Source organism: Halopolyspora algeriensis, from assembly GCF_003337235.1.
In the GTDB taxonomy this organism is placed as follows: domain Bacteria; phylum Actinomycetota; class Actinomycetes; order Mycobacteriales; family Pseudonocardiaceae; genus Haloactinomyces; species Haloactinomyces algeriensis.
Map to the genome: position 1 here is coordinate 229,514 of NZ_QPJC01000002.1, position 24,968 is coordinate 254,481.

22 protein-coding genes are annotated in these 24,968 nt (G+C 68.9%); 18 read left to right on the forward strand and 4 right to left on the reverse strand.

Annotation, left to right across the window (positions count from 1 at the left end):
- Nucleotides 1-61: 61 nt before the first annotated feature.
- Nucleotides 62-973, reverse strand: a complete 912-nt coding sequence (locus DFQ14_RS04340) for an exonuclease domain-containing protein (RefSeq protein ID WP_114451755.1) — start codon at nt 971-973, stop codon at nt 62-64.
- Between the two features lie 176 nt (nt 974-1,149).
- Nucleotides 1,150-3,249 carry a sensor domain-containing protein gene (locus DFQ14_RS04345; RefSeq protein ID WP_246195306.1) on the reverse strand — a complete coding sequence of 700 codons (2,100 nt, stop codon included), beginning with the start codon at nt 3,247-3,249 and terminating at the stop codon, nt 1,150-1,152.
- 357 nt (nt 3,250-3,606) lie between these two features.
- Between DFQ14_RS04345 and DFQ14_RS21780 the strand changes: the two genes are divergently transcribed.
- The 13 genes from DFQ14_RS21780 (at nt 3,607) to DFQ14_RS04405 (ending at nt 17,839) form a co-directional block, all read left to right on the forward strand.
- Nucleotides 3,607-3,984: a response regulator gene (locus tag DFQ14_RS21780; protein ID WP_158546654.1), complete on the forward strand. Its 378-nt coding sequence runs from the start codon at nt 3,607-3,609 to the stop codon at nt 3,982-3,984.
- A gap of 2 nt (nt 3,985-3,986) precedes the next feature.
- Nucleotides 3,987-5,384: an ATPase domain-containing protein gene (locus tag DFQ14_RS04355; protein WP_114451758.1), complete on the forward strand. Its 1,398-nt coding sequence runs from the start codon at nt 3,987-3,989 to the stop codon at nt 5,382-5,384.
- A gap of 143 nt (nt 5,385-5,527) precedes the next feature.
- Nucleotides 5,528-5,671: a hypothetical protein gene (locus DFQ14_RS21785; protein WP_158546655.1), complete on the forward strand. Its 144-nt coding sequence runs from the start codon at nt 5,528-5,530 to the stop codon at nt 5,669-5,671.
- Nucleotides 5,668-6,165: a hypothetical protein gene (locus DFQ14_RS04360; RefSeq protein ID WP_114451759.1), complete on the forward strand. Its 498-nt coding sequence runs from the start codon at nt 5,668-5,670 to the stop codon at nt 6,163-6,165. The genes DFQ14_RS21785 and DFQ14_RS04360 overlap by 4 nt, the downstream gene beginning before the upstream one ends.
- Before the next feature lie 105 nt (nt 6,166-6,270).
- Nucleotides 6,271-8,097: an AMP-dependent synthetase/ligase gene (locus DFQ14_RS04365; RefSeq protein WP_246195308.1), complete on the forward strand. Its 1,827-nt coding sequence runs from the start codon at nt 6,271-6,273 to the stop codon at nt 8,095-8,097.
- Nucleotides 8,098-8,229: 132 nt separating this feature from the next.
- Nucleotides 8,230-9,054, forward strand: coding sequence for a TIGR03084 family metal-binding protein (locus DFQ14_RS04370; protein WP_114451760.1), 825 nt, complete (start codon nt 8,230-8,232; stop codon nt 9,052-9,054).
- A complete protein-coding gene (locus tag DFQ14_RS04375; protein WP_114451761.1) occupies nt 9,051-10,766 on the forward strand; it encodes an acyclic terpene utilization AtuA family protein in 1,716 nt (571 codons plus the stop codon). Before DFQ14_RS04370 ends, DFQ14_RS04375 begins: the two co-directional genes overlap by 4 nt.
- Nucleotides 10,763-11,911 carry an acyl-CoA dehydrogenase family protein gene (locus tag DFQ14_RS04380; RefSeq protein ID WP_114451762.1) on the forward strand — a complete coding sequence of 383 codons (1,149 nt, stop codon included), beginning with the start codon at nt 10,763-10,765 and terminating at the stop codon, nt 11,909-11,911. The genes DFQ14_RS04375 and DFQ14_RS04380 overlap by 4 nt, the downstream gene beginning before the upstream one ends.
- A complete protein-coding gene (locus tag DFQ14_RS04385; RefSeq protein WP_114451763.1) occupies nt 11,908-13,506 on the forward strand; it encodes an acyl-CoA carboxylase subunit beta in 1,599 nt (532 codons plus the stop codon). Before DFQ14_RS04380 ends, DFQ14_RS04385 begins: the two co-directional genes overlap by 4 nt.
- A gap of 11 nt (nt 13,507-13,517) precedes the next feature.
- Nucleotides 13,518-15,521 (forward strand): acetyl/propionyl/methylcrotonyl-CoA carboxylase subunit alpha, encoded by a 2,004-nt coding sequence (locus tag DFQ14_RS04390; RefSeq protein ID WP_246195311.1) that lies wholly within the window; start codon nt 13,518-13,520, stop codon nt 15,519-15,521.
- Between the two features lie 22 nt (nt 15,522-15,543).
- Nucleotides 15,544-16,701 carry an acyl-CoA dehydrogenase family protein gene (locus DFQ14_RS04395; protein ID WP_114451764.1) on the forward strand — a complete coding sequence of 386 codons (1,158 nt, stop codon included), beginning with the start codon at nt 15,544-15,546 and terminating at the stop codon, nt 16,699-16,701.
- 93 nt (nt 16,702-16,794) lie between these two features.
- Nucleotides 16,795-17,415 carry a TetR/AcrR family transcriptional regulator gene (locus DFQ14_RS04400; RefSeq protein ID WP_114451765.1) on the forward strand — a complete coding sequence of 207 codons (621 nt, stop codon included), beginning with the start codon at nt 16,795-16,797 and terminating at the stop codon, nt 17,413-17,415.
- Nucleotides 17,416-17,437: 22 nt separating this feature from the next.
- A complete protein-coding gene (locus DFQ14_RS04405; protein WP_179951492.1) occupies nt 17,438-17,839 on the forward strand; it encodes an MFS transporter in 402 nt (133 codons plus the stop codon).
- 54 nt (nt 17,840-17,893) lie between these two features.
- On the opposite strand, the gene DFQ14_RS04410 is transcribed toward DFQ14_RS04405, so the two are convergent.
- Nucleotides 17,894-18,592, reverse strand: coding sequence for an IclR family transcriptional regulator (locus tag DFQ14_RS04410; RefSeq protein ID WP_114451766.1), 699 nt, complete (start codon nt 18,590-18,592; stop codon nt 17,894-17,896).
- A gap of 132 nt (nt 18,593-18,724) precedes the next feature.
- Here DFQ14_RS04410 and DFQ14_RS04415 point away from each other — a divergent pair, with 132 nt between their 5' ends.
- Genes DFQ14_RS04415 through fahA form a run of 5 tightly spaced genes read left to right on the forward strand, consistent with a single transcriptional unit; the run spans nt 18,725 to nt 23,963 of the window.
- Nucleotides 18,725-20,425, forward strand: coding sequence for an FAD-dependent monooxygenase (locus tag DFQ14_RS04415; RefSeq protein WP_114451767.1), 1,701 nt, complete (start codon nt 18,725-18,727; stop codon nt 20,423-20,425).
- On the forward strand, nt 20,422-20,628 hold the full coding sequence (locus tag DFQ14_RS04420; protein ID WP_114451768.1) for a hypothetical protein: 207 nt from the start codon (nt 20,422-20,424) through the stop codon (nt 20,626-20,628). The genes DFQ14_RS04415 and DFQ14_RS04420 overlap by 4 nt, the downstream gene beginning before the upstream one ends.
- A 52-nt stretch (nt 20,629-20,680) precedes the next feature.
- Entirely contained in the window at nt 20,681-21,880 is a 1,200-nt protein-coding gene (locus DFQ14_RS04425; RefSeq protein ID WP_114451769.1) for a homogentisate 1,2-dioxygenase, read from the forward strand.
- A gap of 2 nt (nt 21,881-21,882) precedes the next feature.
- A complete protein-coding gene (locus DFQ14_RS04430; protein ID WP_114452116.1) occupies nt 21,883-22,758 on the forward strand; it encodes a hypothetical protein in 876 nt (291 codons plus the stop codon).
- Nucleotides 22,755-23,963, forward strand: a complete 1,209-nt coding sequence (fahA, locus tag DFQ14_RS04435) for a fumarylacetoacetase (protein WP_114451770.1) — start codon at nt 22,755-22,757, stop codon at nt 23,961-23,963. Before DFQ14_RS04430 ends, fahA begins: the two co-directional genes overlap by 4 nt.
- A gap of 141 nt (nt 23,964-24,104) precedes the next feature.
- On the opposite strand, the gene DFQ14_RS04440 is transcribed toward fahA, so the two are convergent.
- Nucleotides 24,105-24,539 carry a hypothetical protein gene (locus DFQ14_RS04440; protein ID WP_114451771.1) on the reverse strand — a complete coding sequence of 145 codons (435 nt, stop codon included), beginning with the start codon at nt 24,537-24,539 and terminating at the stop codon, nt 24,105-24,107.
- Between the last annotated feature and the right edge of the window lie 429 nt (nt 24,540-24,968).

A 24,968-nucleotide genomic window follows, 5' to 3' on the forward strand; every position in this document is an offset into this window, starting at 1 on the left:
ACTTCTACACGGGCGAGAGTTCCGTTCACTCCTCACGGGCGGTGCTGTCTGTCCGCCGCGCTCACGCGGGTTCCGGGGCCGTTCGGCCGAGCAGCCGGGCGAAGGCGTCCTCGGTGACGATCGGGATGCCGTAGTCGCGGGCCTTGCGGGCCTTGACGGACAGCGAGTCGGGGTCGGCGGCGACCACCAGACGGGTTTTCCGCGTGACATATCCCTGGACGGCGAGCCCGGCCGCTCGGGCTCGCTGTTCCCACATCTCGCGGGGTTCGCGGGTTTCTCCGGTGAAGGCCACGAGGTCCCCGGTGGCCGGACACGGAACCTCCCGCGCCGTGGGCGCGATCTCCGCCGGGGCAGAAGGCGCGGGGGCGATGTCGCGACGCAGCACCCGGCTCGTGCCCGCGGGCACCAGTGGCCAGTGGGTGCGGGAGGCGCGGGAGAGGAGATCCGCCCAGGGTGGTGCCGGCCGCGTCCGGCCGAGGAAGCATGTCAGCAACCCGGCAGCGGCGCGAGCGTCGTGCAGCGCCGAGTGCGCCCTGGTCAGCGCGACACCGGCCGCTCGGCAGCACGCGGCCAGCGAGCGGGCCGTGGCGGTCAGGTACCGCTCGGACAGGTCCATGGTGCACAGGCCGGAGTCCGTCGACAGCGGGACGTCGAGACCCAGCCGCGCGTATTCCGCGGCCAGGAAGCTCAGGTCGAAAGGCAGGTTGTGGGCGACCAGGACCCGCCCGGCCAGCTGCGCGGCGAGCTCGGCTGCGATGTCGGCGAACAGCGGGGCCTGTCGTGCCTGCGCGGCCGTGATGCCGTGAATGTGCTGCGGTCCCAGATCCCGTTGCGGATTCACCACGGTGCACCACTCGCCGGTGACCGTCCCCGCCGGGTCGAGCTGGACGACGGCGACCTCGACGATCCGGTCGTGCCCACCCGCGCGGAAACCGGTGGTCTCCACGTCGACAACCGCATACCCGGCCGTCATCACCGATCCTCTCGCCACGCACTGCAGGACACCTGCCTGCGATCATCGTACTGGCGAGCGCGGACGATCGAGGAGCCGCCGAGGTGGTGACCAGCGCGACACGGTCTGCGCACGAGTGCGCGGCAGGAAATCCTCTTCGACAGAACCCGAGGACCACGGTTCGGTGCCGGACTGCTTCAGCTCTCCTCCGGGACAGGAACCGATCCCTGCTCGAGAAGGGCGCGAAAGTCGGCGGCCGGGATCGAGGCCGAGAAGAGAAAACCCTGGAATGCGTCCACACCCAGACTCTTCAGCATGCGGAACTGCTCGGCGGTTTCCACGCCTTCGGCGACGCAGTGGCGCTTCATCCCGAGACTCATCTCCACCACGGCCCGCACGATCGCGAAGTCGGCGGGATCGTGCTCGACGCCGGAGACGAACGCGCGATCGATTTTGAGGACGTGCGTCGGCAGGTCCCGCAGTCGCTTCAACGAGGAGTAGCCGGTGCCGAAATCGTCCACGGCGAACCACACACCCTGCTCGGCCAGCTCGGCCATGTCCGCACGAGGCCGTTCGGTGAGATCTCCCAGGGAGCTTTCCACCACCTCCAGCACGACCCGACTCCCGTCGATGCCGCTTTCCTCGAGGATGCCGGAAACCTCGCTCAGGAAGTGCTCGTCGTCCGGCAACAACCTACTCAGGTTGACCGCGACCCGGACGGGCCTGCCGGACACCGTGGGCCAGTTCGCTGCCTCGCGCAGTGCTGTGCTCAGGACCCAGCGGTCGAGTTGGCCCAGCAGGTTGCCTTGCTCGGCCACGGGCATGATGATGCCCGGGCTGAGGAGCCCGCGGTGGGGGTGTGGCCACCGGACCAGCGCTTCGGCCATGAGCACGGATCCGTCGCAGTCCACGATCGGTTGGTACTGCAATGTCAACCGATCGTTGTGAATCGCGTCGCGCAGTTGCCCCTCCAGCTGCACTTGCTGGCCGAGTGAGTCGATCAGCTCCCGATTGGCGATCGAGACGGAACCGGGGCTGTGGCTTTTGGCCGTGAACATCGCCGCGTCGGCGAACCGCAGCAGGTCCTCGCCGGTCGTGCCCGGGGCCGTGATGACCGCGGCCCCGACCGAGGCCGAGGCAGTGACCAGCTGACCTCGGACCGGGACCACTGTGTGCAGCAGGTTCAACGTCAGCGTGGTGAGCTTTTCGAGTCCGCCGACAGCATCGAGATCGGAGCAGATGATCAGATACTCGTCACCGAAGAGCCGCGCGGCTGTGCACGCGGGCGGCAATCCCGTGGTCAGGCGCCGAGCCAGTGCCACGAGCAGCTCATCGCCGGCCTCGTGCCCGAGTGAGTCGTTGACTCGCTTGAAGTTGTCCAGATCGCAGAACAGCACGGCGATCTGGTCGAGATCACCGTGGCCGAGCAGCTCGTCGAGCCGTTCGCTGATGCCCGATCGGTTGGGTAGCCCGGTCAGCTCGTCGTGCGTGGCCCGGTGCTGCAGCATGTCGGTATGGCGGCGCTGCTCGGTGACATCCTGGAACACCACCTGCCAGAAGGGGTTGCCGTTGTCCTCTGTCGACACTGCGCTGTGTACTTCGCAGGTCAGCTGCCTGCCATCCGAGCGAATCAGCCTTCGTTGGGACACCGGCGCGTGTTCGTGCGGGGAGAGCGATGTGGGTGACTTCGGGATGATGCCTTCCGCGGGATCCTCCGACAGCAGCAGCTCGGAGCCGCTCATCCCGTGGAGCTCGTCCAGTCCGTAGCCCAGCAGCTCGCACAGGGCGTTGTTGGCGTGCAACAGGCGATCGGACTCGTCGAACAAGCCGATGCCCACCGGAGCGAGATCGAACAGGTCGGTGAACCGCCGGGTCGATCGCTGATGGCGAGCTCGCTTCTCGCTCTCGTCCCGAATCACCGTGATGAAGCCGTACAGACTGCCGTCATTCGACCGTTGCGTCGTGATCGCGATATGTGCCCAGAACCGGGATCCGTCCTTGCGCAGGCGCCAACCCTGATCCAGGTAGAAGCCTGCTCGAATGGCTTGGGTCAACTCCCACTCCGGGCGTCCCGCGGCGACCTGGTCCTGCGGGGAGAACACGGAGAAATGCTGCCCGATGACCTCCTCGCCGCTGTACCCCTCGATCTTCGCGGCTTGGTCGTTCCAACTGCGCACGAGCCCCTGCGGGTCCAGCGAGAAGACCGCCTGCTCCGATGTCGCCGCGATCGGGTTCTCGGTGTCCGGAAGCGAGGAGCCGTTGCCCTCTCCGACACCGGACGGGTTCCTGCGGTCCATGTGATCCGACATTGTTCCCCGGGTGTGAACGTAAGTGAAAGTTGCTCACTGACTTCTGCCGCGCTGGACGGAGACGAGCACGGCAGCCTGCATGGTCGCCGGCTGTACGGGACGAGGCGTGGCCTGCGGGGAGGGTGGGGCTCTTGTGTTGCCCGGGCGGCGTGTCCGAGCTTTTGCGCTCATCGTAGCAGCGATGGCCCGTGTCGGGATGCTCGTCGCTGCGGGCCCGCCTGTGGTTGCGCGCTCGTGCCGTGTCGTCAACCCTGGTGGCGGAGTGGTTGGCTTCGGGGTGTGGCAGCAGGCGCGTATCCGCAGGGCGAGCACCTCGCCGGAAGGCGGGGTCGGAGGGTGATGCCCGTGGAAGGCAAGGTGTTGATCCTGTTGGCGGAGCGCGATCCCTACTCTGCAGAGCTCACCGAGCACTTCCTGCGGACCGAGGGCTACGAGGTGGAGGTGGTGTTCAGCGCGGAGGAAGCGCTCGATGCCGCGATCGAGCGCACACCGGACCTGGCGATCGTGGATCTGCTCATCTCCGGGGTGCGGGGTCAACGGTTGTGCTCGCAACTGCTCGAACGCACCGAAACAGCGGTGGTGGCGATCTCCTCGCTGGCCTCGGCCGAGACCGCGTTCGCGGTGGGCGCTTCGGCTTTCCTGCAAAAACCCATCGAGCCGCTACAGCTGGTCAGCACGGTTCAACAGCTGCTGGAACGCGGCGCGTCCCCTGGGACAGAGTGACGATGATAGACCGGATTTCGACTGGCAACGCGCGGCTGGACCAAGTGACCGGCGGCGGCCTTCCCTCGAACGCGATCAACCTCGTCATGGGGCTGCCCGGAACGGGCAAAACGTTGCTGGCTCAGCAGTGCGTGTTCAGCAACGCCGATCCGCAGCGCCCGGCGCTGTACCTGTCCACGGCCTCCGAACCGTTCGAGAAGATCCTGCGCTATGTCCAGGGCCTCTCGTTCTTCGACCCCGCACTCGTCGGCAACGGCGTCGTCTACGACGAGCTCGGTTCGACGCTGCTCTCCCACGGAGTGACCGGCGTGGGAGAGCGCGTCAGCGCATTCATCCGCGAGTACCGCCCGGGGATCCTCGTCATCGACAGCTTCAAAGCGCTGAGCTCCTACGCGACGAGCAGCATCGAATTCCGCAACTTTCTGCACGAGCTGGCCGCGACGCAGAGCGTCTTTCCCGTCACGACGCTCTGGCTCGGTGAGTACGAGGAAGGCGAAATGGCCACCGCCCCCGAGTTCGCCGTCGCCGACAGCATCCTCGAACTGAGCAGCCATCGTTTTCAGAAACGCTCCTCCCGCTCCATGCAGGTGCACAAGCTGCGTGGTGGGGACTTCTTCTCGGGCCGCCACACCTACGGCCTTTCCCGCGAGGGCCTGGAGGTCTACCCTCGTTTCACCGATGTCGGTGATCACCATGCCTACCTGCGTGAACGGGAGCGTGCCTCGTCCGGGATCCAGGCTCTCGACGACATGCTCAACGAGGGGTATCGCGTCGGTTCGTCGACACTCATGGCAGGACCGACCGGTATCGGCAAGACCCTGATGGGCCTGCACTTCCTCTTCGGGGGCGTTCGCCAGGGCGACCACGGGGTGATGGCGACCTTCCAGGAAGACCCCACACAACTCGAGCAGGTCCTGCACGGTTTCGGGTGGTCGTTCAACACCGAGGGAATCACCCTCAAGTACCGGCCTCCTGTCGAAATCAACCTCGACGAGTGGGTGTACGACATTCTGGACACCCTCGAGCGGACCGGGGCGCGGCGATTGTTCATCGACTCCCTCAACGACTTGGAAAGTGTCGCCGAGGATCCCAGCAGGTTCGACGAGTCGCTGTACTCCCTGCTGCACCGGTGTTCCCGGAACAATGTCAGCGTCATGATGAGTTACGAAGTTCGTCACCTGTTCGGGGTGACCAGCCTGACGGACAGGGCTGCCTCCAATCTCGCCGACAACGTGGTGCTCCTGCAGTACGTTCCCACCGAATCCGCCATGTATCGCAGCGTGACCGTTCTCAAAACCCGCGGCAGTACCCACGATCTCCGGGTCCGCTTCTTCGAGGTCGCCTCACGCGGCATCGTGCTCACGGACGATCCCTCTGATCCCGGCAGCACCCCGTCCTGAGCAGGGCAGTGCGGGCACTGCTCGGTGAAGACGCTCTCAAGTTTTCCCGGACAGCCGCCGAAGACTCCGGTGTGCGGTGTGTGCGGGCCCCTGCCGGGGTCCGGGTACCGGCACGGCAGTGACCAGCAGTAACGGAGCGTGGCATGGAATTACTGACCTTCCTGGGCGGTATCGCGGTCCTGACTGGGATCGGGATGTTTCTGGCCTGGCCCCGCGAGGAGGAGCTGGATTCGGCTGAATACCGGGCGGAGTCCGCGCGGGGGCTGCGGCGGAGGGAACGAGTATGAGCGCCCCGGAAGTCGGTTCGTCGCGGGAGCACGCGTGGATGGCCGGGGCCGGTGAATCCGGCTGGCATGCCGTGGCGGTTTCGGCCGGGGGCAGCGCACCGGCGGCGGTCTGCGGGTACCGGCTGGCCGGGCCGGTGCACCGCAGGCTCGGCCAGCGCCCGCCGCAGGACGGCGTTCGCGAGGTCTGTGTGTCGTGCACTCGAGCCATCGGCAACGGCGAGCACCACCGCAGCTTCGCAGACACCGGTTGCCTCCCAGCGGACCCGGACATCCAGTGGCCGACCACCGACCCGGACAGCACGGAAGGCCCCACCCGGCGGCGCCCCACCCTGGATGCGGCCATGGCGGTTCTGCTGACTCCCGACGTGCCCGAGCCCCGCGCGGTCACCGTGAGCGCGGCGAGTGCCGGCGCGGTAGCGCGCAACGTGCCGAGGTTCGTCGCGGAGCCGGGCCGGCCGCGGACCCGCTCCGGCCGGATCCCGGCCGGCCGGTGAGGACACGACAGCGCCATGACCGGGGATGATGCCTTCACTCGACGCTGCCGACCGCCATGAGAGTGAGACTTGTGCCACGAATTTACCCTCCGGTAGTTTTACCGTATGAAGGCCGAGATCACCTCCCCTTACCGGTCCGTGTCGGAGATGCTGCAGCGCCGCGTCGAGGAGTCCGCGGACCGTGAGGCATACCGTTACCCGGCGGGGACCGGGTGGCAGTCGCTGACATGGGCGCAGACGTTCGAGCGCGTCCGCGCGATCGCGCTGGGGCTGCACGCCGTCGGTATCGAAAGTCAGCAGCGGTGCGCCATCCTGGCGAGCACCCGTTTCGAGTGGATCCTCGCCGACCTCGGGATCCTGAGCGCCGGCGCGGCGACGACGACGATCTACCCGTCGAGCACGCCGGAGGAGTGCGCCTACATCATTGCCGACTCCCAGTCGCAGGTCGTCTTCGCCGAGGACGACGAGCAGGTGGACAAGCTGCGCGGGCAGCGGGCGGAACTGCCGGACCTGCACACGGTGATCACCTTCGACGGCACCTCCGACGGCGACTGGGTCCTGCGGCTCGACGAGGTGGAGGAGCGGGGCCGCACGCTGGCCGCACAACAGCCGGAGCTGTTCGACGAACTCCTCGGCGGTATCGAGCCGGAACACCTGGCCACGCTGGTCTACACCTCCGGCACGACCGGCAGGCCGAAGGGCGTGCGCCTGACCCACGCGAACTGGCTGTACGTGGCCGAGTCGATGGACGCCCTCGACGAGAGCATGCTCACCGAGCAGGACCTGCAGTACCTGTGGCTGCCGCTGTCCCACGTGTTCGGCAAGGTCATGGAAATGGGCCAGCTCCGCAAGGGTTTCCCCACGGCGGTGGACGGCAACGTCGACCGGCTCATCGACAACCTGCCGGTGGTGCAGCCGACCATCATGGCCGCAGCCCCACGCATCTTCGAAAAGGTCTACAACAAGGTCGTCACGCAAGCCAAGGAAGGCGGCGCCCTCAAGTACCGGATCTTCCGCTGGGCGTGCGGCGTCGGCGCTCGGGTGTCGCGGCTGAACCAGCGGCACCAGCCGATCGACCTGCGGACCAGGATCCAGTACGCCATCGCCGACCGACTGGTGTTCCAGAAGTTGCGCGCCCGGTTCGGCGGCAGGCTGCGCTACTTCATCTCCGGCAGTGCCCCGCTGTCGCCGGAGATCGCCGAGTTCTTCGACGCCGCCGGGGTGCGCATCCTCGAAGGCTACGGTCTCACCGAGACCTGCGCGGCGACCTTCGTCAACCTGCCCACCGACTACCGCATCGGCACCGTCGGCCGCCCGTTCCCCGGTACGGAGATCTCGTTCGCCGAAGACGGCGAGATCCTCATCCGCAACGGCGCGGTCATGCACGGCTATCACCGGATGCCGGAGGAGACCGCCGCCGCGCTCGACGAGGACGGGTGGTTCCACACCGGCGACATCGGTGCCATGGAGGACGGGTTCCTGCGGATCACCGACCGCAAGAAGGACTTGATCAAGACTTCGGGCGGCAAGTACGTGGCGCCGCAGAGCGTGGAGGGACGCTTCAAGGCGGTGTGCCCCTACGTCGGCAACGTCATCGTCCACGGTGACGAGCGTCCGTACTGCACCGCCCTGGTGACCCTCGACGAGGAGGCGATCGCGCAGTGGGCTCGGGACAACGGTCTCGGTGACCGCTCGTACGAGCAACTCGCCGCCGAGGAGCCGGTCCGGGCGCTGATCGAGTCGTATGTGGACGAGGTCAACGCGGGCCTGGCCCGGCACGAGACGATCAAGTCGTTCGCGATCCTGCCCCGCGACCTGACCATCGAAAACGGCGAGATCACGCCCAGCCTCAAGGTCAAGCGCAAGGTCGTCGAGAACAACTACACCGACCTGCTCGAGGGGCTGTACCCCAACGTCCGGCAGGCGCTGTAGAGCGCCGTTCGGCGGGCAACGGCCGCACCGCTTGCCGAAGTGGTGCGGCCGTTGCCGTGTCCGGAGTGATGCCATAAAAAAAGCAAGCACGATTGCTTGATTATCGTGACGGGCGCTGCCACGATGACGTGCATGGGTGGTGCGCAGCGAGAAGGAACGCACTCCGCAGTGGACCTGACAGGACTGTTGGGGGACCTGCGGGCGGAGAGCGAAGAGCTGGACGGCCTGGTCGCCGACCTCGATGAGCACGACTGGAGGCGCGAGACCCCCGCGCCGGGATGGACGGTCGCGCACCAGATCGCGCACCTCGCCTGGACGGATGAGAAGGCCCTGCTGGCAGCGACCGACCAGGAGGGATTCCGGGCCGAGGCCGAGGCGGCGCCGGCGAACACCCGGGGATATGTGGAAAGAGGTGCCGAGCGAGGTGCTCGGGAAGCATCCGCCGAGCTGCTCGAGCGATGGCGGGAAGGCCGGAAGCGACTGTCGACCGCCCTCGCCGCCACCCCGGAAAGTACTCGCCTGCCGTGGTTCGGCCCGTCGATGAGCGTGGCGTCGATGGTGACCGCGCGGCTGATGGAGACCTGGGCACACGGCCAGGACGTCGCCGACGCTCTCGGGGTGACGCGCACACCCTCGCCCCGGCTGCGTCACATCGCCCGGATCGGCGTGCGCACGCGGGACTTCGCCTACGGGGTCCACGGACTGCAACCACCACCGGAGGAGTTCCGCGTGGAACTCACCGGGCCGGACGGTGACGCGTGGCACTGGGGTCCACCGCACGCGCAGCAGCGGGTGACCGGGCCGGCGCTGGACTTCTGCCTGCTCGTCACCCAGCGCAGGCATCTCGAGGACACCGCGCTGCGCGCTGTCGGGTCCGACGCGCTGCAGTGGGTCCGGATCGCACAGGCCTTCGCCGGGCCGCCCGGGCAAGGTCGCGCACCGGGGCAGTTCGCATGACGGGCGACGAGCCGTTGCGGATCGGCAACGCGTCGGGGTTCTACGGCGATCGACGCTCGGCCGTGCACGAGATGCTCACCGAAGGACCGCTGGATGTCCTCACCGGCGACTATCTGGCAGAGCTGACGATGCTCATCCTCGGCCGGGACCGGATGAAGGATCCCACTCGGGGATACGCGAAGACGTTCCTGCGCCAGATGGAGGAGAACCTGGGCGTGGCGCTCGATCGGGGCGTCAAGATCGTCGTCAACGCGGGGGGACTCAACCCCGCCGGGCTGGCCCGAGCGTTGCGGGACCTGGCCGAGCGTGTGCAGCTCGACGCCGCCGTCGCGCACGTCGCGGGCGACGACCTGCTCGATCGCGCCGCCGAGCTCGGTTTCGGCGAGCCGTTGACCGCCAACGCCTACCTCGGTGCGTGGGGCATCGCCGAATGCCTCCGCGGTGGAGCCGACGTGGTCGTCACCGGCCGGGTCACCGACGCCTCGCTCGTGGTCGGACCTGCCGCGGCGCACTTCGGTTGGGCCCGCGACGACTACGATGCCCTGGCCGGTGCCGTGGCCGCCGGACACGTCGTGGAGTGCGGCGCGCAAGCCACCGGCGGCAACTACTCGTTTTTCACCGAACTCACCGAGGCCGGTCACGACCTCGGCAGGCCCGGCTTCCCGATCGCCGAGGTCCACGCCGACGGGTCCAGCGTCATCACCAAGCACGAGGGGACCGGCGGAGCGGTCACGGTCGGCACGGTGACCGCGCAGTTGCTGTACGAGATCGCAGGTGGGCGCTATGCCGGTCCGGATGTGACCGCTCGTTTCGACGAGATCGAGCTCTCCCGGCTCGGCCCGGACCGGGTGCGGATCAGCGGAACGCGGGGTGAACCGCCACCTCCGGCGCTGAAGGTGGGGCTCAACAGCCTCGGCGGGTTCCGCAACCAGGTCGAGTTCGTGCTGACCGGCTTGGACATCGAGGCCAAGGCCGCACTCGTCCGCGGGCAGATGGACTCGGCCCTGGCGGACACGCCGCCGGCCGAGGTGCGGTGGTCGCTGGCTCGGACCGATCGTGCCGATGCGGAGGTCGAAGAGGAAGCCAGCGCGGTGCTGCGGTGCGTGGCCAAGGATCCCGACTCGGCGGTCGTCGGCCGCGCGTTCAGCGGCGCGGCCGTGGAGCTCGCCCTGGCCGGCTACCCCGGCTTCCACATGACGGCGCCACCGGCCGATGCGGCTCCGTACGGGGTGTTCACCTCCTCCTGGGTGGATGCCGCTGCGGTGGAGCACCTCGCCGTGCTGCCCGACGGTGAACGGATTCCGGTCCCGCCGGCGCCAGAGACCCGAGAGCTGCGGCCGGTGGAAGAGCCGCCGCTGCCCGAGCCGCTGCCGGACGGGCCCACGCGCACGGCACCGCTGGGACGGATCGCCGGCGCGCGCAGCGGTGACAAGGGCGGCAGCGCCAACATCGGTGTGTGGGTCCGCACGGACGAGGCGTGGCGGTGGCTGGCGCACACGCTCACCGTCGCCGAATTCCGCCGAATGCTGCCGGAAACCGCCGACCTGGAGGTCACGCGGTACCTGCTGCCCCGCCTGCGTGCGGTGAACTTCGTGGTGGACGGCCTGCTCGGCGAGGGTGTGGCAGCCCAGGTGCGGTTCGACCCGCAGGCGAAAGCCGTCGGCGAGTGGCTGCGAGCCCGCTGTGTGGACATTCCGGAGGTGCTGCTGTGAGCGATCCGTTCCGCACTCCCGAGCGCGACGAACTGCGCCGGACCGTGCGCCGATTCGTGGAAGCGGAGGTACTGCCGCATCTGGACGGTTGGGAGCGCGACGGCGAACTGCCGCGTGCGCTGCACCGCAAGGCCGCCGAGATCGGATTGCTCGGAGCGGCGTTTCCGGACAGCGTCGGCGGTGGTGGCGGGAACGTCCTCGACATGGTCACGGTGACCGAGGAGATGCACTACGCCGGTGCCTCCGGCGGAGTGATCGCCTCGTTGATGACCTGCGGCATCGCGCTGCCCCATCTCGTCGACGCCGCCGATCCCGCCCAGATCGCCCGGTGGGTCCGGCCGACCCTGGACGGCGAGATGATCGGATCGCTGGCGATCACAGAGCCCGACGGAGGCTCGGACGTGGCCTCGTTGCGGACCACCGCCGAGCGCGACGGGGATCACTACGTGGTCAACGGTGCCAAGACGTTCATCACCTCCGGCTGCCGTGCGGACTTCGTCACCACGGCCGTGCGCACCGGCGAGTCCGGAGCCCACGGTGTTTCCCTGCTCGTCGTCGAGCGAGGCACGCCGGGCTTCGAGGTCTCGAACAAGCTGGAGAAGATGGGATGGCTGTGCTCGGACACCGCGGAGTTGTCCTTCACCGACTGCCGCGTCCCGGCCGCGAACCTGGTCGGTGCGGAAAACACCGGATTCATCCAGGTGGCGCAGCACTTCCTGACCGAGCGGCTCATGCTCGCCGTCCAGGCCTACGCCGGTGCCCAGCGCGCGCTCGACCTGACCGTGGAATGGTGCCGCAACCGCGAGACGTTCGGGCGCCCTCTGATGTCTCGTCAACTCGTCCGGCACACGCTCGTGGAGATGGCCCGCAGGGTCGACGTGGCGCGCAGCTACGTGCGCGCCGTGGCTCGGCGCTCCCTCGAGGAGGACGACCTGGTCGCGGAGGTCTGCTTCGCCAAGAACACGGCGGTCGAAACCGGCATGTGGGTCGTGGACCAAGCCGTGCAGCTGCACGGTGGTGCGGGCTACATGCGTGACTCCGAGGTCGAACGGCAGTACCGGGACATGAAGATCCTGGGAATCGGCGGCGGCACCTCGGAGATCCTCGCCGAGCTGGCCGCGAAGCAAATGGGGTATGTGGCATGACGACCTTGGCATCCACGGTGGACACGAATGCCGACGGGTTCGCGGGCAACCGTGCGGCGATGCTGGACAAGCTCTCGGAGCTGGAGGCAGAGCACGCGAAAGCGGTGGCCGGCGGCGGGCCGAAGTACACCGAGCGCCATCACTCGCGGGGCAAGTTGCTGGTCCGCGAACGGATCGAGCTGCTGCTCGACGAGGACGCGCCGTTCCTGGAGCTTTCCCCGCTGGCGGCGTGGGGATCGGAGTACCAGGTCGGTGCCAGCGTCGTCACGGGCATCGGCGTGGTCGAAGGCGTCGAATGCGTGCTCGTCGGCAATGACCCGACGGTGCGTGGCGGTTCGAGCAATCCCTGGACGACCAAGAAGATTTTCCGGGCCGGCGAGATCGCTCGGAAGAACCGGCTGCCCCTGATCAACCTGGTCGAGTCCGGGGGTGCGGATCTGCCGAGTCAGAAGGAGATCTTCGTCCCCGGTGGCCGCATGTTCCGCGACCTGACGCAGCTGTCGGCGGCAGGCATTCCCACGATCGCGCTGGTGTTCGGCAATTCCACGGCCGGTGGCGCCTACGTGCCCGGCATGTCGGATCACGTCGTGATGATCTCCGAGCAGTCCAAGGTGTTCCTGGGCGGGCCTCCGCTGGTGAAGATGGCCACCGGCGAGGAGTCCGACGACGAGTCGCTCGGCGGGGCGCAGATGCACGCGCGCACCTCGGGTCTGGCGGACTACTTCGCGGTCGACGAGCTCGATGCCCTCCGGATCGGCCGGGACATCGTCGCACGGCTCAACTGGCGCAAGCAGGGGACCGCGCCGAAGCAGGAGGTCACGCCGCCGCGTTTCGACGACGAGGAGCTGCTCGGCATCGTCCCGGCCGAGCTGAAGATGCCGTTCGATCCGCGCGAGGTGATCGCCCGCGTGGTCGACGGTTCGGACTTCGACGAGTTCAAGGCCTCGTACGGGTCGAGCCTGGTGACCGGGTGGGCCTCGGTGCACGGCTACCCGGTCGGCATCCTGGCCAATGCCCAGGGCGTGCTGTTCAGTGAGGAGTCCCAGAAAGCCACGCAATTCATCCAGTTGGCCAACCAGGCCGACACGCCGCTGTTGTTCCTGCACAACACGACCGGCTACATGGTCGGCGCCTCCTACGAGCAGGGCGGCATCATCAAGCACGGCGCGATGATGATCAACGCCATGTCCAACTCGACGGTGCCGCACATCTCGATTCTGATGGGTGCCTCCTACGGTGCGGGGCACTACGGCATGTGCGGGCGGGCCTACGAGCCGCGGTTCCTGTTCGCCTGGCCCAGTGCGAAGTCGGCCGTCATGGGCCCGCAGCAGCTGGCGGGGGTGCTGTCGATCGTGGCCCGGCAGAGTGCGGCCGCGGCGGGCAAGGACTACAGCGAGGAGGACGACGCCGCCATGCGCGAGGCGGTGGAGGCCCAGATCGAGGAGGAGTCGCTGCCGATGTTCCTGTCCGGACGGCTCTACGACGACGGCGTGATCGATCCGCGCGACACCCGCACCGTTGTCGGCCTGTGCCTGTCGGCGATCCACAGTGCCCCGGTCGAAGGCGCCTCCGGCTACGGCGTCTTCCGGATGTGAGGGGAGTTGCAGTGACCAGCAACCCGGCAACGGTGCGCCTCGAGCGGCAGATCTCCTGCCTGCTCGTGGCCAACCGCGGCGAGATCGCACGTCGCGTGCTGCGCACGTGTCGCACGCTCGGGATCGCCACGGTCGCGGTGTTCTCCGACGCGGACGCCGACGCCCCGCACGTCGCGGAGGCGGACGTCGCCGTGCGGTTGCCCGGTGACACGCCGGCCGAGACGTACCTGCGTGGGGACACGGTGATCGAAGCGGCCGTGGAGGCCGGCGCGGACGCCGTGCATCCCGGATACGGATTCCTCTCCGAGAGTGCCGAGTTCGCCCGGGCGGTGCAGCACGCGGGCCTGACCTGGGTGGGACCGCCGCCGGAGGCCATCGCCTCGATGGGGTCGAAGACCGCGTCGAAGCGGATCATGGCCGAGGCCGGTGTCCCCCTGCTGGACGTCATCGATGCCGACGAGGTCTCCGAAGGAGATCTTCCGGTCCTGGTGAAGGCCTCCGCCGGGGGTGGTGGGCGCGGAATGCGCGTGGTGCGCTCCCTGCCGGACCTGCAGGACCGGATCCGGTCGGCGAGCACCGAGGCCGCCTCCGCGTTCGGTGATGCGACCGTGTTCTGCGAACCCTACGTGGAGTCCGGCAGGCACATCGAAGTGCAGGTGATGGCCGACGAGCACGGCTCGGTGTGGGCGGTCGGCGAGCGTGAGTGCTCGATCCAGCGGCGGCACCAGAAGGTCGTGGAGGAAGCACCCTCCCCGCTGGTGGACGCCGGGATGCGCGAGCGGCTTTTCGACGCGGCGTGCACGGCGGCGACGGCGATCGGATATGTGGGCGCGGGAACCGTGGAATTCCTGGCCACCGCAGACGGCCGGTTCTTCTTCCTGGAGATGAACACGCGACTGCAGGTCGAGCACCCCGTCACCGAGTGCGTCACGGGACTGGACCTCGTCGCGCTGCAGGTACGTGTCGCCGAGGGCCGTCGGTTGCCCGACGACCGGCCCGAGCCGCACGGCCACGCCATCGAAGTCCGTCTCTACGCCGAGGACCCGGCCGCGGGCTGGCAGCCGCAGAGCGGAACCCTGCGCCGACTCGAGTCCCGTGACGTGGACGCGGAGTTCGCCGTTCCGGCGAACTACGGGATCCGGCTGGACAGTGGTGTGCGCAGCGGCTCGTTGGTGAGCATGCACTACGACCCGATGCTGGCCAAGGTCGTCTCCTGGGCACCGAGTCGGGAGGAGGCCGCACGTCGGCTGGCCCGTGCCCTGGCCGGAATGAAGATCCACGGGTTGCGTACCAACCGCGACCTGCTGGTGCGCGTGCTCGGCCATCCCGCGTTCCTGTCCGGAGACACCGACACGGCCTTCTTCGACCGGCACGGCCTGGAGGCGCTGTCGACACCACTGGCGGATGCCGATTCCGAGGCGCTGTCGGCGCTGGCAGCCGCCCTGGCTCAGGCCGCGGACAACCGGTGCGGCGCCCGGGTGGCCGGTGGCCTGCCGAGCGGCTGGCGCAATGTGGTCTCGGCGCCGCAACGCAAGCGGTTCACCGGTGTCTCGGGAACCCATGAGGTCACCTACCGGTTGGGCAGGTCGGGGCTGGTCGCCGACGGCCACGACACCGCCTCGCTGGTGCTCGCCGAACCGGAGCGCGTCGTCCTGGACGTCGGACGCGTGCGCAGAACTTTCGCCGTGGCCCGCTACGGGGACCTCGTCTCCGTGGATTCCGCGCTGGGGTCGGTCGAACTGACCCGGTGCGAGCGCTTCCCGGACCCGTCGGCGCAGACCGCTCCGGGATCGTTGCTGGCGCCGATGCCCGGCACCGTCACCCGGGTCGCCGTCGAGCAGGGCGAGGAGGTCGAGGCCGGTCAGCCGCTGCTGTGGATGGAGGCCATGAAAATGGAGCACCAGGTCGTCGCCCCCGTCGACGGTGTGGTCGGCGCACTGCCTGCGGCGGCCGGGCACCAGGTGGCCACGGGCGCGGTGCTCGCCGTTGTCCGCGCCGCGGATTCCGAAGAATAGCCGGGTTCGAGAGGGAGGCACCGTGAGTTTCCGGGAAAGCGAAGAACGGCAGGCACTGCGCACCGCCGCGGCCGAACTGGGCCGCCGCTACGGCTACGAGTACTACGTGCAGCAAGCCCGATCCGGCGGCCACACCACCGAGTTGTGGCAGGAAGCGGGCAAGCTCGGCTACCTCGGGGTCAACCTCCCCGAGGAGTACGGAGGCGGCGGCGCGGGCATCGGCGAATTGTCGACGGTGCTCGAAGAGCTCGGCGCGGCCGGGTGTCCGCTGCTGATGATGGTGGTCTCGCCCGCGATCTGCGGAACGGTCATCGCCCGGTTCGGCACCGACGAGCAGAAGCAGCGCTGGCTGCCCGGTCTCGCGGACGGATCGCTGACGATGGCCTTCGCGATCACCGAACCCGACGCGGGCTCCAATGCGCACAAGCTCACGACCACCGCACGCCGCGACGGCGACGACTGGGTCCTGTCCGGACGCAAGGTGTTCATCTCCGGAATCGATGTCGCCGACGCCGTGATGGTCGTGGGCCGCACCGAGGACGCCCGGACCGGCAAGCTCAAACCCGCGCTGTTCGTCGTGCCCACGGAGGCGCCGGGGTTCGAATGGCAGGGTATCGACATGGAGCTGGTCAGTCCGGACCGGCAGTTCTCGCTGTTCTTCGACGAGGTCCGGCTGCCTGCGGACGCGCTCGTCGGCAGCGAGGACGCCGGCCTGCTGCAGCTGTTCGCCGGCCTGAACCCGGAGCGCATCATGGCTTCGGCGATGGCCACCGGCACTGCGCGCCACGCGCTGGACAAGGCGGTCGCCTACGTCAAGGAACGGTCCGTGTGGAGCACTCCCATCGGCGCCCACCAGGGGCTGTCCCACCCGCTCGCCCAGATCAAGATCGAACTCGAGCTGGCGCGGTTGATGACGCAGAAGGCCGCGTTCCTCTACGACAGCGGTGACGACACCGGAGCGGGAGAGGCCGCCAACATGGCCAAGTACGCCGCGGCGGAAGTGTCGACCCGAGCGGTCGACCAAGCGGTGCAATCGTTGGGTGGCAACGGACTGACCACCGAGTACGGGGTGGCCTCGATGGTCGCGGCGGCACGGTTGGCGCGGGTCGCCCCGGTCAGCCGGGAAATGATCCTCAACTTCGTGGCCCAGAACGCGCTGGGCCTGCCCAAGTCGTACTGAATTCCCGCGGTCCTTGTCGGGCACCGCCGAGTCGCGGTGTCGCGGACACGACATTCTAGGCTGGTCGGGACGGAACCGGAGCGAAGGAGAGTCGTGACCGAGACCGCAGCGCGGGAGCCGCAGCAGGACCGCAGCCGTGCGACGCGACGCCGCTTGCTGGAGGCCGCTGTCGAGTGCCTGGCCGAGCACGGCTGGACGAGCACCACGGTCTCGGTCGTGGCAGAACGTGCCGGGGTGTCGCGCGGTGCGGCTCAACACCACTTTCCGACCCGCGAGGACCTGGTCGCCGCGGCCGTGGATCACGTCACCGATGTCCGGCTCGGAGAGATCCGCCGGGAGGCCGCGGAGCTCCCCGAAGGGGGTGCACGGACCGAGGCGATCGTCGACATGCTGGTCCGCCACTACACCGGCCCGCTGTTCCGTGCCGCCCTGCAGCTGTGGACGGCCGCTTCCTCGGACGAGTCGCTGCGCGCTCAGGTGGTGCCCGTGGAGGCGAAGGTCGGTCGCGAGGCGCACAGGGTCGCCGTCGAACTCCTCGGCGTCGACGAGTCCGTACCGGGAGTTCGCGAGACCGTCCAGGCCACGCTGGACATGGCGCGTGGCCTGGGGCTGGCCAACGTCCTGACCGACGACAGCAAGCGGCGCCGCCCCATCGTGCGGCAGTGGGCCACAACGCTCGATGCCGTGCTCGAGGGCTCGAAGGAGTGTCGATGACTCGCTCGGGGTGCGGACAGCGGTGCGGGGCCGTTCGCTGTCGACCGTCCGGCAGTCGGTGCTGGTCCCGGCCGTGATCGGGGTCGGCATCGGACTGGCCTGCGGGGCCATGCCCGCGCTGATCACGGCGGCCGTGCCCGTGTCCGAGACCGCCGCCAACAGACTCAACACCCTCATGCGCTCCATCGATACCTCGACCTCCAGTGCGGTGGCCGGGGTCGTCCTCGCGCAGATGACCGCCGCGGTCGGCTCCGTGACCCTCCCTTCGCAGAACGACTTCCGCGTGACCATGGCCATCGACGCCTGCGCCGCCCCGGCCGCTCTGGCAATCGCGGCTTTCTTGCCCTGCCACCGCCCGGCGGGCACCACGACGGATTCGCAGACAGCCACCGCGACGTCCGCCGAAGCGCCCGCCACCGGCTGACAACGGCATGTCCGTAGGGAGAAGGTTCAAGTCGTATGCCGCTGCACGGCCGGGTCAGCTCCCGGCGGGTCCCTGCAGGGATCGCGTGATGCGTTCGGTGGCTCGGGTGACCAGGGGGATGGCGCGGTCGGCGATGTCTTGGCGGTGCGTGATGATGTTGACGGCCGCGGTGCGCTCGCCGGGGGGTGTACGGATGGGCGCGGCGATGCCGTAAGTGCCGGACACGACCTCGTTGTGGGTCACGATGTGGCCCGTCCGTCGCGTGTCGCCGACACGCTCGGGTTCGCCCTCCTGCGGTGGTCCCGCGGCGAGCAGAGCGATTCCGGCAGCTCCCCGATCGAGCGGGTCGCGATTGCCGATGCCGTAGGAGAAGCGCGGCCCGGATCCGGGAGGCTCGACGACGGCGATCGCGACGGCGAAGTCGTTCTCGGCGACGACGAGGCAGGCGGTGGCGTCGAGCTCGGCCGTGACCTCGTGCAGGACAGGTTGGGCGATGTCGAGCAGCCTGGGGCGCACCTGCTCGGCCAGGGTGAAGAAGGCCAGCCCGGCGTGGTAGCGGTTCTCCCCGTCCCGGGTGGCGAAGTCCTGGCGCGTGAGCGCCGTCAGTAGCCGGTAGGCGATCGACCGGTGCAGACCCAGGCGCGTGGCGATCTCGCCGGCTGTGAGGCCCTCGGGATTCTCGGCGAGCATGCGCAGCACGAGCAGGCCGCGCTCCAATGTTTGTGAGCCGTCGGCCTTGCGCGCCTCGGCCATGCGTCCTCCGGGGGATATCGGCGGGTTCGCCCGGGCCGAATCGGCTCACGGTATTGACATGAGTCACATCACGGCCCGATAGTGATGCAACATTCGTAACACACCAGCTCGATAATTGCAACAGAGGTTGATGTGTACTTCACTCCGCGCCGCTACGCCTTCACTCCGTTTCCCTCGTCACCGCCGGATGCCGAGCCCGAGACCGCCGTGGTCGTGGGGGCGGGCCCGGTCGGGCTCGCCCTGGCACTGGGGCTGTCCCGGCGCGGTGTGCCGGTGACCGTGCTCGAAGCCGGCGACTCGGTGGTCTACGGCAGCCGCGCGATCTGCCTGTCCCGGCACTCGTTGGAGGTGCTGGAACGCCTCGGCGTCGGCGAGGAGTTCGCCGAGCGCTCGCTGCCGTGGACCTCCGGGCGCAGCTTCCACCGGGACGCCGAGGTGCTGTCGTTCGAGATGCCGCACGTCGACGGTGACGTCCGGACACCGATGGTCAACCTCTCGCAGTCGGTGGCCGAGCAGATCCTGGTCGACGAGATCGGGAGAACCGACAGCTGCACCGTGCGGTGGCAGTGCCGCGTGCTCGACTGCACCGAGCAGGACGGTGTCGTGACCGTCCGGATCGCCACGCCGGAGGGGCAGCGGGAGCTGCGCACCCGATGGCTGATCGCAGCCGACGGTGCCCGCAGCACCGTGCGGGAGTCGCTGGGGTTGCATCTGAACGGGACGAGCTACGAGGGGCGCTACGTCATCGCCGACATCCACTGGCGCAGCCCGCTGCCGACCGAGCGCCGGGTGTGGTTCGACCCGCCCAGCAATCCCGGCTCCACGATCATCCTGCACCGCCAGCCCGACGACATCTGGCGGGTGGACTACCAGCTCGGCCCCGACGACGATCCCGAGGCCGAGATCGCCGAGCAGCGCATCCGCGACCGGATCACCCGGCATCTGGACTGGTTGTTGGGCAACACCGAGCCGTGGACGCTGGAGTGGTCCAGCCTCTACCGGGCGCACTCGCTGTCGCTGGATTCCTACCGGCACGGCCGGGTCCTGTTCGCCGGCGACGCCGCGCATCTGGTGCCGATCTTCGGGGTGCGGGGGCTGAACTCCGGACTGGAGGATGCCGACACGCTCGCGTGGACGCTGGCTTCGGTGGTCGGCGGCACGGCCGACCCCGCCCTGCTGGACACCTACGCGGCCGAACGTCGTGAGGCCTGGCGCCAGAACGTCGAGCAGGCCGAGAAGAGCACGCTGTTCATGACGCCGGGTACGCACGGCTACGCCATGACCCGTGATGCCGTGCTCACCCTGGCCCATCGCCGCCCCGTGCTGCGGCACCTGATCAACCCGCGCCAGTCCAGCGCCACCCACAGCCGGGCCTCGCCGCTGACGTGCGCCGCGACCCGGGACGAATCTCCGGACCCGGTTCCGGGGGACCCGATTCCGGACCGAGCAGTACTCGCCGAATCCGCACCCGGACAGGTGCCGTCCAGTGTGAACATCGAACGCGGTTCGGACTTCACCGTGCTGGGCGTGCGCACCGCGCCGGGCGCGCTCACCGACTTCGCGCAGAGCCTGCGCAAGCGACTCGCCCCGGCCGTGGGAGTCCGCGCGCTGGTGACGCACCACGGCAACGGCCACGAGCGGGCCATCCCGTGTCCGGAGGAGCGGCTGCTCGACGACTCCGCCGGAAACCTGGAAAGCGCCTTCGGTGCCGAGCCCGGTGAGGTGTTCGTCATCCGCCCCGACGGACTGCTGCTGGGACGTTTCCCCGGCCCCGACCACCTCGGTGCTCCCGAGGAGTTGGCCGACCACATCCTGCAGGGAGGGAGTCGATGACCACCGTTGGATCCGCGCACGGGCTCGAGCAGTCCGTCGCCCATGCCGAGTTCGTCTGGCGCACCGTCAGCGAGGCGATCGACACGGTTCCCGAGTCCGACCGGGAAGCCTTTCTGACCCGGTTCGTTCTGCTGGCCGCGCTCGACCACCTCGACGCCGACGAACTCACCGCCCTCATCGCCGAAGCCCGCGAGTCCCGCTGACGGAGTCCGCGAGCGAAAAACACCGTCGGAAACGAGCAGAAGGGAGAGGATCATGGCGTACTACCGCCAGGTGGGGCAGGTGCCGGGCAAGCGGCACACTCAGCACCGCAAGCCCGACGGAGGGCTGTATTACGAGGAGTTGATGGGTGAGGAGGGGTTCTCCTCGGACTCGTCGTTGCTGTATCACCGCAACATCCCCTCGGCGATCGTGGACTCGGCGGTCTGGGAGCTGCCGGAGATGGACACGCAGCCGAATCACCCGCTCAAGCCGCGGCATCTGAAGTTGCACGAGTTGTTTTCCGGTCAGGAGCACAAGAGCCGGGACGTGGTCACCGGTCGCCGGCTGGTGCTGGGCAACGGTGATGTGCGGATCTCGTACGTGGCCGCGGGAGAGACCTCGCCGCTGTATCGCAACGCCGTCGGCGACGAGTGTGTGTATGTCGAGTCCGGCGAGGCCACCGTGGAGACGGTGTTCGGGGTGCTGGCCGCTCGTGCGGGGGACTACGTGCTGCTGCCACGGGGCACGACGCACCGCTGGATCCCGCAGGGCCAGGAGCCGGTGCGGGCGTACTGCATCGAGGCGGGCAGCCACATCACCCCGCCGCGGCGGTACCTGTCGCGGTTCGGGCAGCTGCTGGAACACGCCCCCTACTGCGAGCGGGACCTGCACGGACCGGACGAGCCGCTGCTGGCCGAAGGCACCGACGTGGAGGTCCTGGTCAAGCACCGCGGCTCCCGGGGGATCGTGGGCACCCGGTTCGTGTACCCGCAGCACCCGTTCGACGTGGTCGGCTGGGACGGGTGCCTGTACCCGTACACGTTCAACATCGACGACTTCGAACCGATCACCGGACGGGTGCACCAGCCGCCGCCGGTGCACCAGGTCTTCGAGGGCGACAATTTCGTGATCTGCAATTTCGTGCCGCGCAAGGTGGACTATCACCCGCTGTCGATCCCGGTGCCCTACTATCACTCCAATGTGGATTCCGATGAGGTGATGTTCTACTGCGGCGGCGACTACGATGCCCGCAAGGGATCGGGCATCGGCCAGGGCTCGATCTCGCTGCACCCCGGTGGGCACAGCCATGGCCCGCAGCCGGGCGCGTACGAGCGCAGCATCGGCGCGGAGTCCTTCGACGAGCTGGCGGTCATGGTCGACACCTTCCGTCCGCTGGAACTCGGTGAGGGCGGACTGGCTGCCGAGGACCCGGCCTACGCGTGGTCCTGGTCCGGAAGGGGGCCTGCGTCGTGAGCATGGCGGATCTGTTGCACGGGTTGGTCGACGACGCCGGGTTGTTCCCGCCCACGGCGCTGGACATGCCCGCCGCCGTCGAGCGGCACCGGGCCGATCAGCAGGCCGGTGAACCGATGCTGACCCACCGGTTCCTGTGCCCGGCAAGCCGGCTCGACGAGCTGCGCGGGCAGCTGACCGGCTCCGATCGCTTCCGCCTCGGACTCATCGCCGACCAGGGTGCCGACGGGCTGAGCGAGGTGCTGGACGCGGTGATCCTGGATCATCGACTGTCGCTGGCACTGCTGGAGATCCCGCTGGCGGCCTTCCGGGATCAGCACAGCTCCTCGGGAGTTTCGGCGGCGCTGCGGGAGCTGGAGCGCATCTCGGTCGAGGTGGCGGCCTACTTCGAGCCGGCCACGCTCGACGACGTCGACGAGGTGATCGCCGAGCTGGCCGCCTCGGCCGGCGGTCGGCGCCGTGTGGGCGGCAAGCTGCGCTGCGGCGGGGTGCGCGCCGAGCTGTTCCCCGGCCCGCAGCAGGTAGCGCACTTCCTGCTCACGTGTGTGGGCGCCGGGCTGCCGTTGAAGGCCACGGCCGGGCTGCACCAGGCGGTGCGCCACCAGGATCCCGAAACCGGGTTCACCCACCACGGCTACCTGAACCTGCTGCTGGCCGCCGCCGTCGCAGCGGGTGGGGCCGGGCAGGACGAGGTGCGCACGGTGTTGGAGATCGAGGATTCCGGCGAGCTGGCACGGCGTATCGGTGCCCTCGACCGGGATGCGGCGTTGCGCGCGCGATCGGTGCTGGTCAGCTACGGCTCGTGCAGCACGGGCACTCCGCCGCAGCAGGCACGCGACATACTGGAATCGACACGGGAAAGGAAGGGCGCACAGTGACGGTGACAAGCTGGGTTCCGGTGCCTGCCGGTTCGGATTTTCCGGTGACCAATCTGCCCTACGGGGTGTTCGAACCCGCGGGCGGGCCCGCGCGGGTGGGGGTGGCCATCGGCGAGCACGTCCTCGACCTCGCCGCGGTCCTGGACGAGGAAACTTTCGCGCAGCCGAGCCTGAACACGTTCATGGCCCAAGGCCGCGAGCGGTGGCAGCAGACCCGGGCGCGGGTCACCGATCTGCTCACCGACGAGGCCCATCGCAGCGAGGTGGAACCGGCGCTGTACCGCCTCGGTGACGTTCGGCTGCTGCTGCCGTTTTCGGTGGCCGACTACGTCGACTTCTACGCCTCCGAACAGCACGCGAGCAACATCGGGCGGATGTTCCGGCCGGACTCGCCGCCGCTGATGCCGAACTGGAAGCACCTGCCGGTGGGCTATCACGGCCGGGCGGGCACCGTGGTCGCCTCGGACACGCCGATCGTGCGCCCCAGTGGGCAGCGCAAGCCGCCCCAGGCCGAGGCACCGATGTTCGGCCCGTCGCAGCGGCTGGACATCGAGGCCGAGGTCGGTTTCGTCGTCGGCGCGGGCAGTGACCTGGGCACTGCGGTGTCCACCGAGGATTTCGCCGAGCACGTGTTCGGGGTGTGCCTGGTCAACGACTGGAGTGCCCGCGACATCCAGGCCTGGGAGTACGTGCCGCTGGGCCCGTTTCTGGGCAAGTCGTTCGCCACGTCGGTCTCGCCGTGGATCGTGCCGCTGGAGGCACTGCAGCAGGCTCGGGTGTCCACACCGGAGCAGGATCCCCAGCCGTTGCCGTACTTGCGGGAGAAGCAGCCGTGGGGGCTGGACCTGGACTTGGAGGTCAGCCTCAACGACGAGGTCATCGCCCGGCCGCCGTTCGACGCGCTGTACTGGTCACCGGCCCAGCAGTTGGCGCACATGACCATCAACGGCGCCTGCCTGCGTACCGGTGACTTCTACGCCTCGGGCACCGTGTCCGGTTCGGAGCCCGATCAGCGGGGTTCGCTGATCGAGCTGAGCTGGAACGGCGAGAACCCGCTGACTCTCAAGGACGGCTCCCAGCGGGTCTTCCTCGCCGACGGAGACACGGTGACCATCCGCGCCACCGCCCCCGGGGCCGAGGGCACCCGCATCGGATTCGGCGAGGTCACCGGCACCATCCACCCCGCGCGGGAGGAGCTGTCGTGAGGGACAAGACTCTGGCCACGGCCACCGAGGCGGTCGCAGTCCCGAGGTGAGCAGGCCACGGCGACAGTGCAGTGCGGCCTCTCCACCTGTAGCAGGTGGAGAGGCCGCACTGGATGTTCGGGGCGTGGACCCCTGGGAGCCTCAGAGGGCGAGGTCGGCCTCGCCGGCGAGGTCGGCGCCGGTGCTGCCGCCTGCGGCCTCGAGGTCGGCGTTGCCGAAGCCGGTGTCCGCACCGAGGTCGACGTTGGCATCGAGCGGGGCCTCGACCTCGACCTGGCCGCTGCCCTGGCCACCGACGGCGGTCCCGGAGTTACCGGCGGCGTAGGTCTCACCGACGGCGTCGACACCGGCCCCGGCGGAGCCGGTGCTCGCACCGAAGTCGGCCTCGACGGATCCGGTGTCGGCCTCCAGGCCTGCACTCGTCCCGCCCGTGGCGGCGAGGTCGGCACTGCTCTCGGCGACATAGGCAGCGTTGCCGTTGCCTGCGGCGCTGAAAGCGGCGTCGGCGTCGATGTCGGTGTCGGCACCGAAGCCGCCGCCGGCACTGCCGGAGGCGTTGAGACCGGCTGTGGTCATCGCGTGTACTCCCGTGTGTGCTGTGCGAAACCGGCAAGTCGGGCCGGTGCCTCCCCGCGGACAGCGCGGAGCCCGCTCGCCGAAACTGATCGTTCCGGGCGAAGTCTACACACGTGATGCGCTTGGCATCCACGGCGAAGCCGGCGGAGACGAATGGTGCTCGCGCCGCCGCGATCGGCCACCCTCCCGCACCGAGCACGGCATGTCCCGGCGCGCAAGAGACTCCGGAGGCTCGAGGCGTGTCAGCGGCCGGGATTGCCGGTACGGTGACGTGCTGCTGGATCGGCCCACCTGAGCTGGGCTGATGATTCCCGCATCGGGAGAGGACGCGCAGACCGTCCGTTTTGCTCACGCAGCGTTGTTGTGATCCGTCGTCGTGACTCGAGGGGACGAAGACGCTCAGGTCGGCGACGCGCCGAAGGGCGCTCC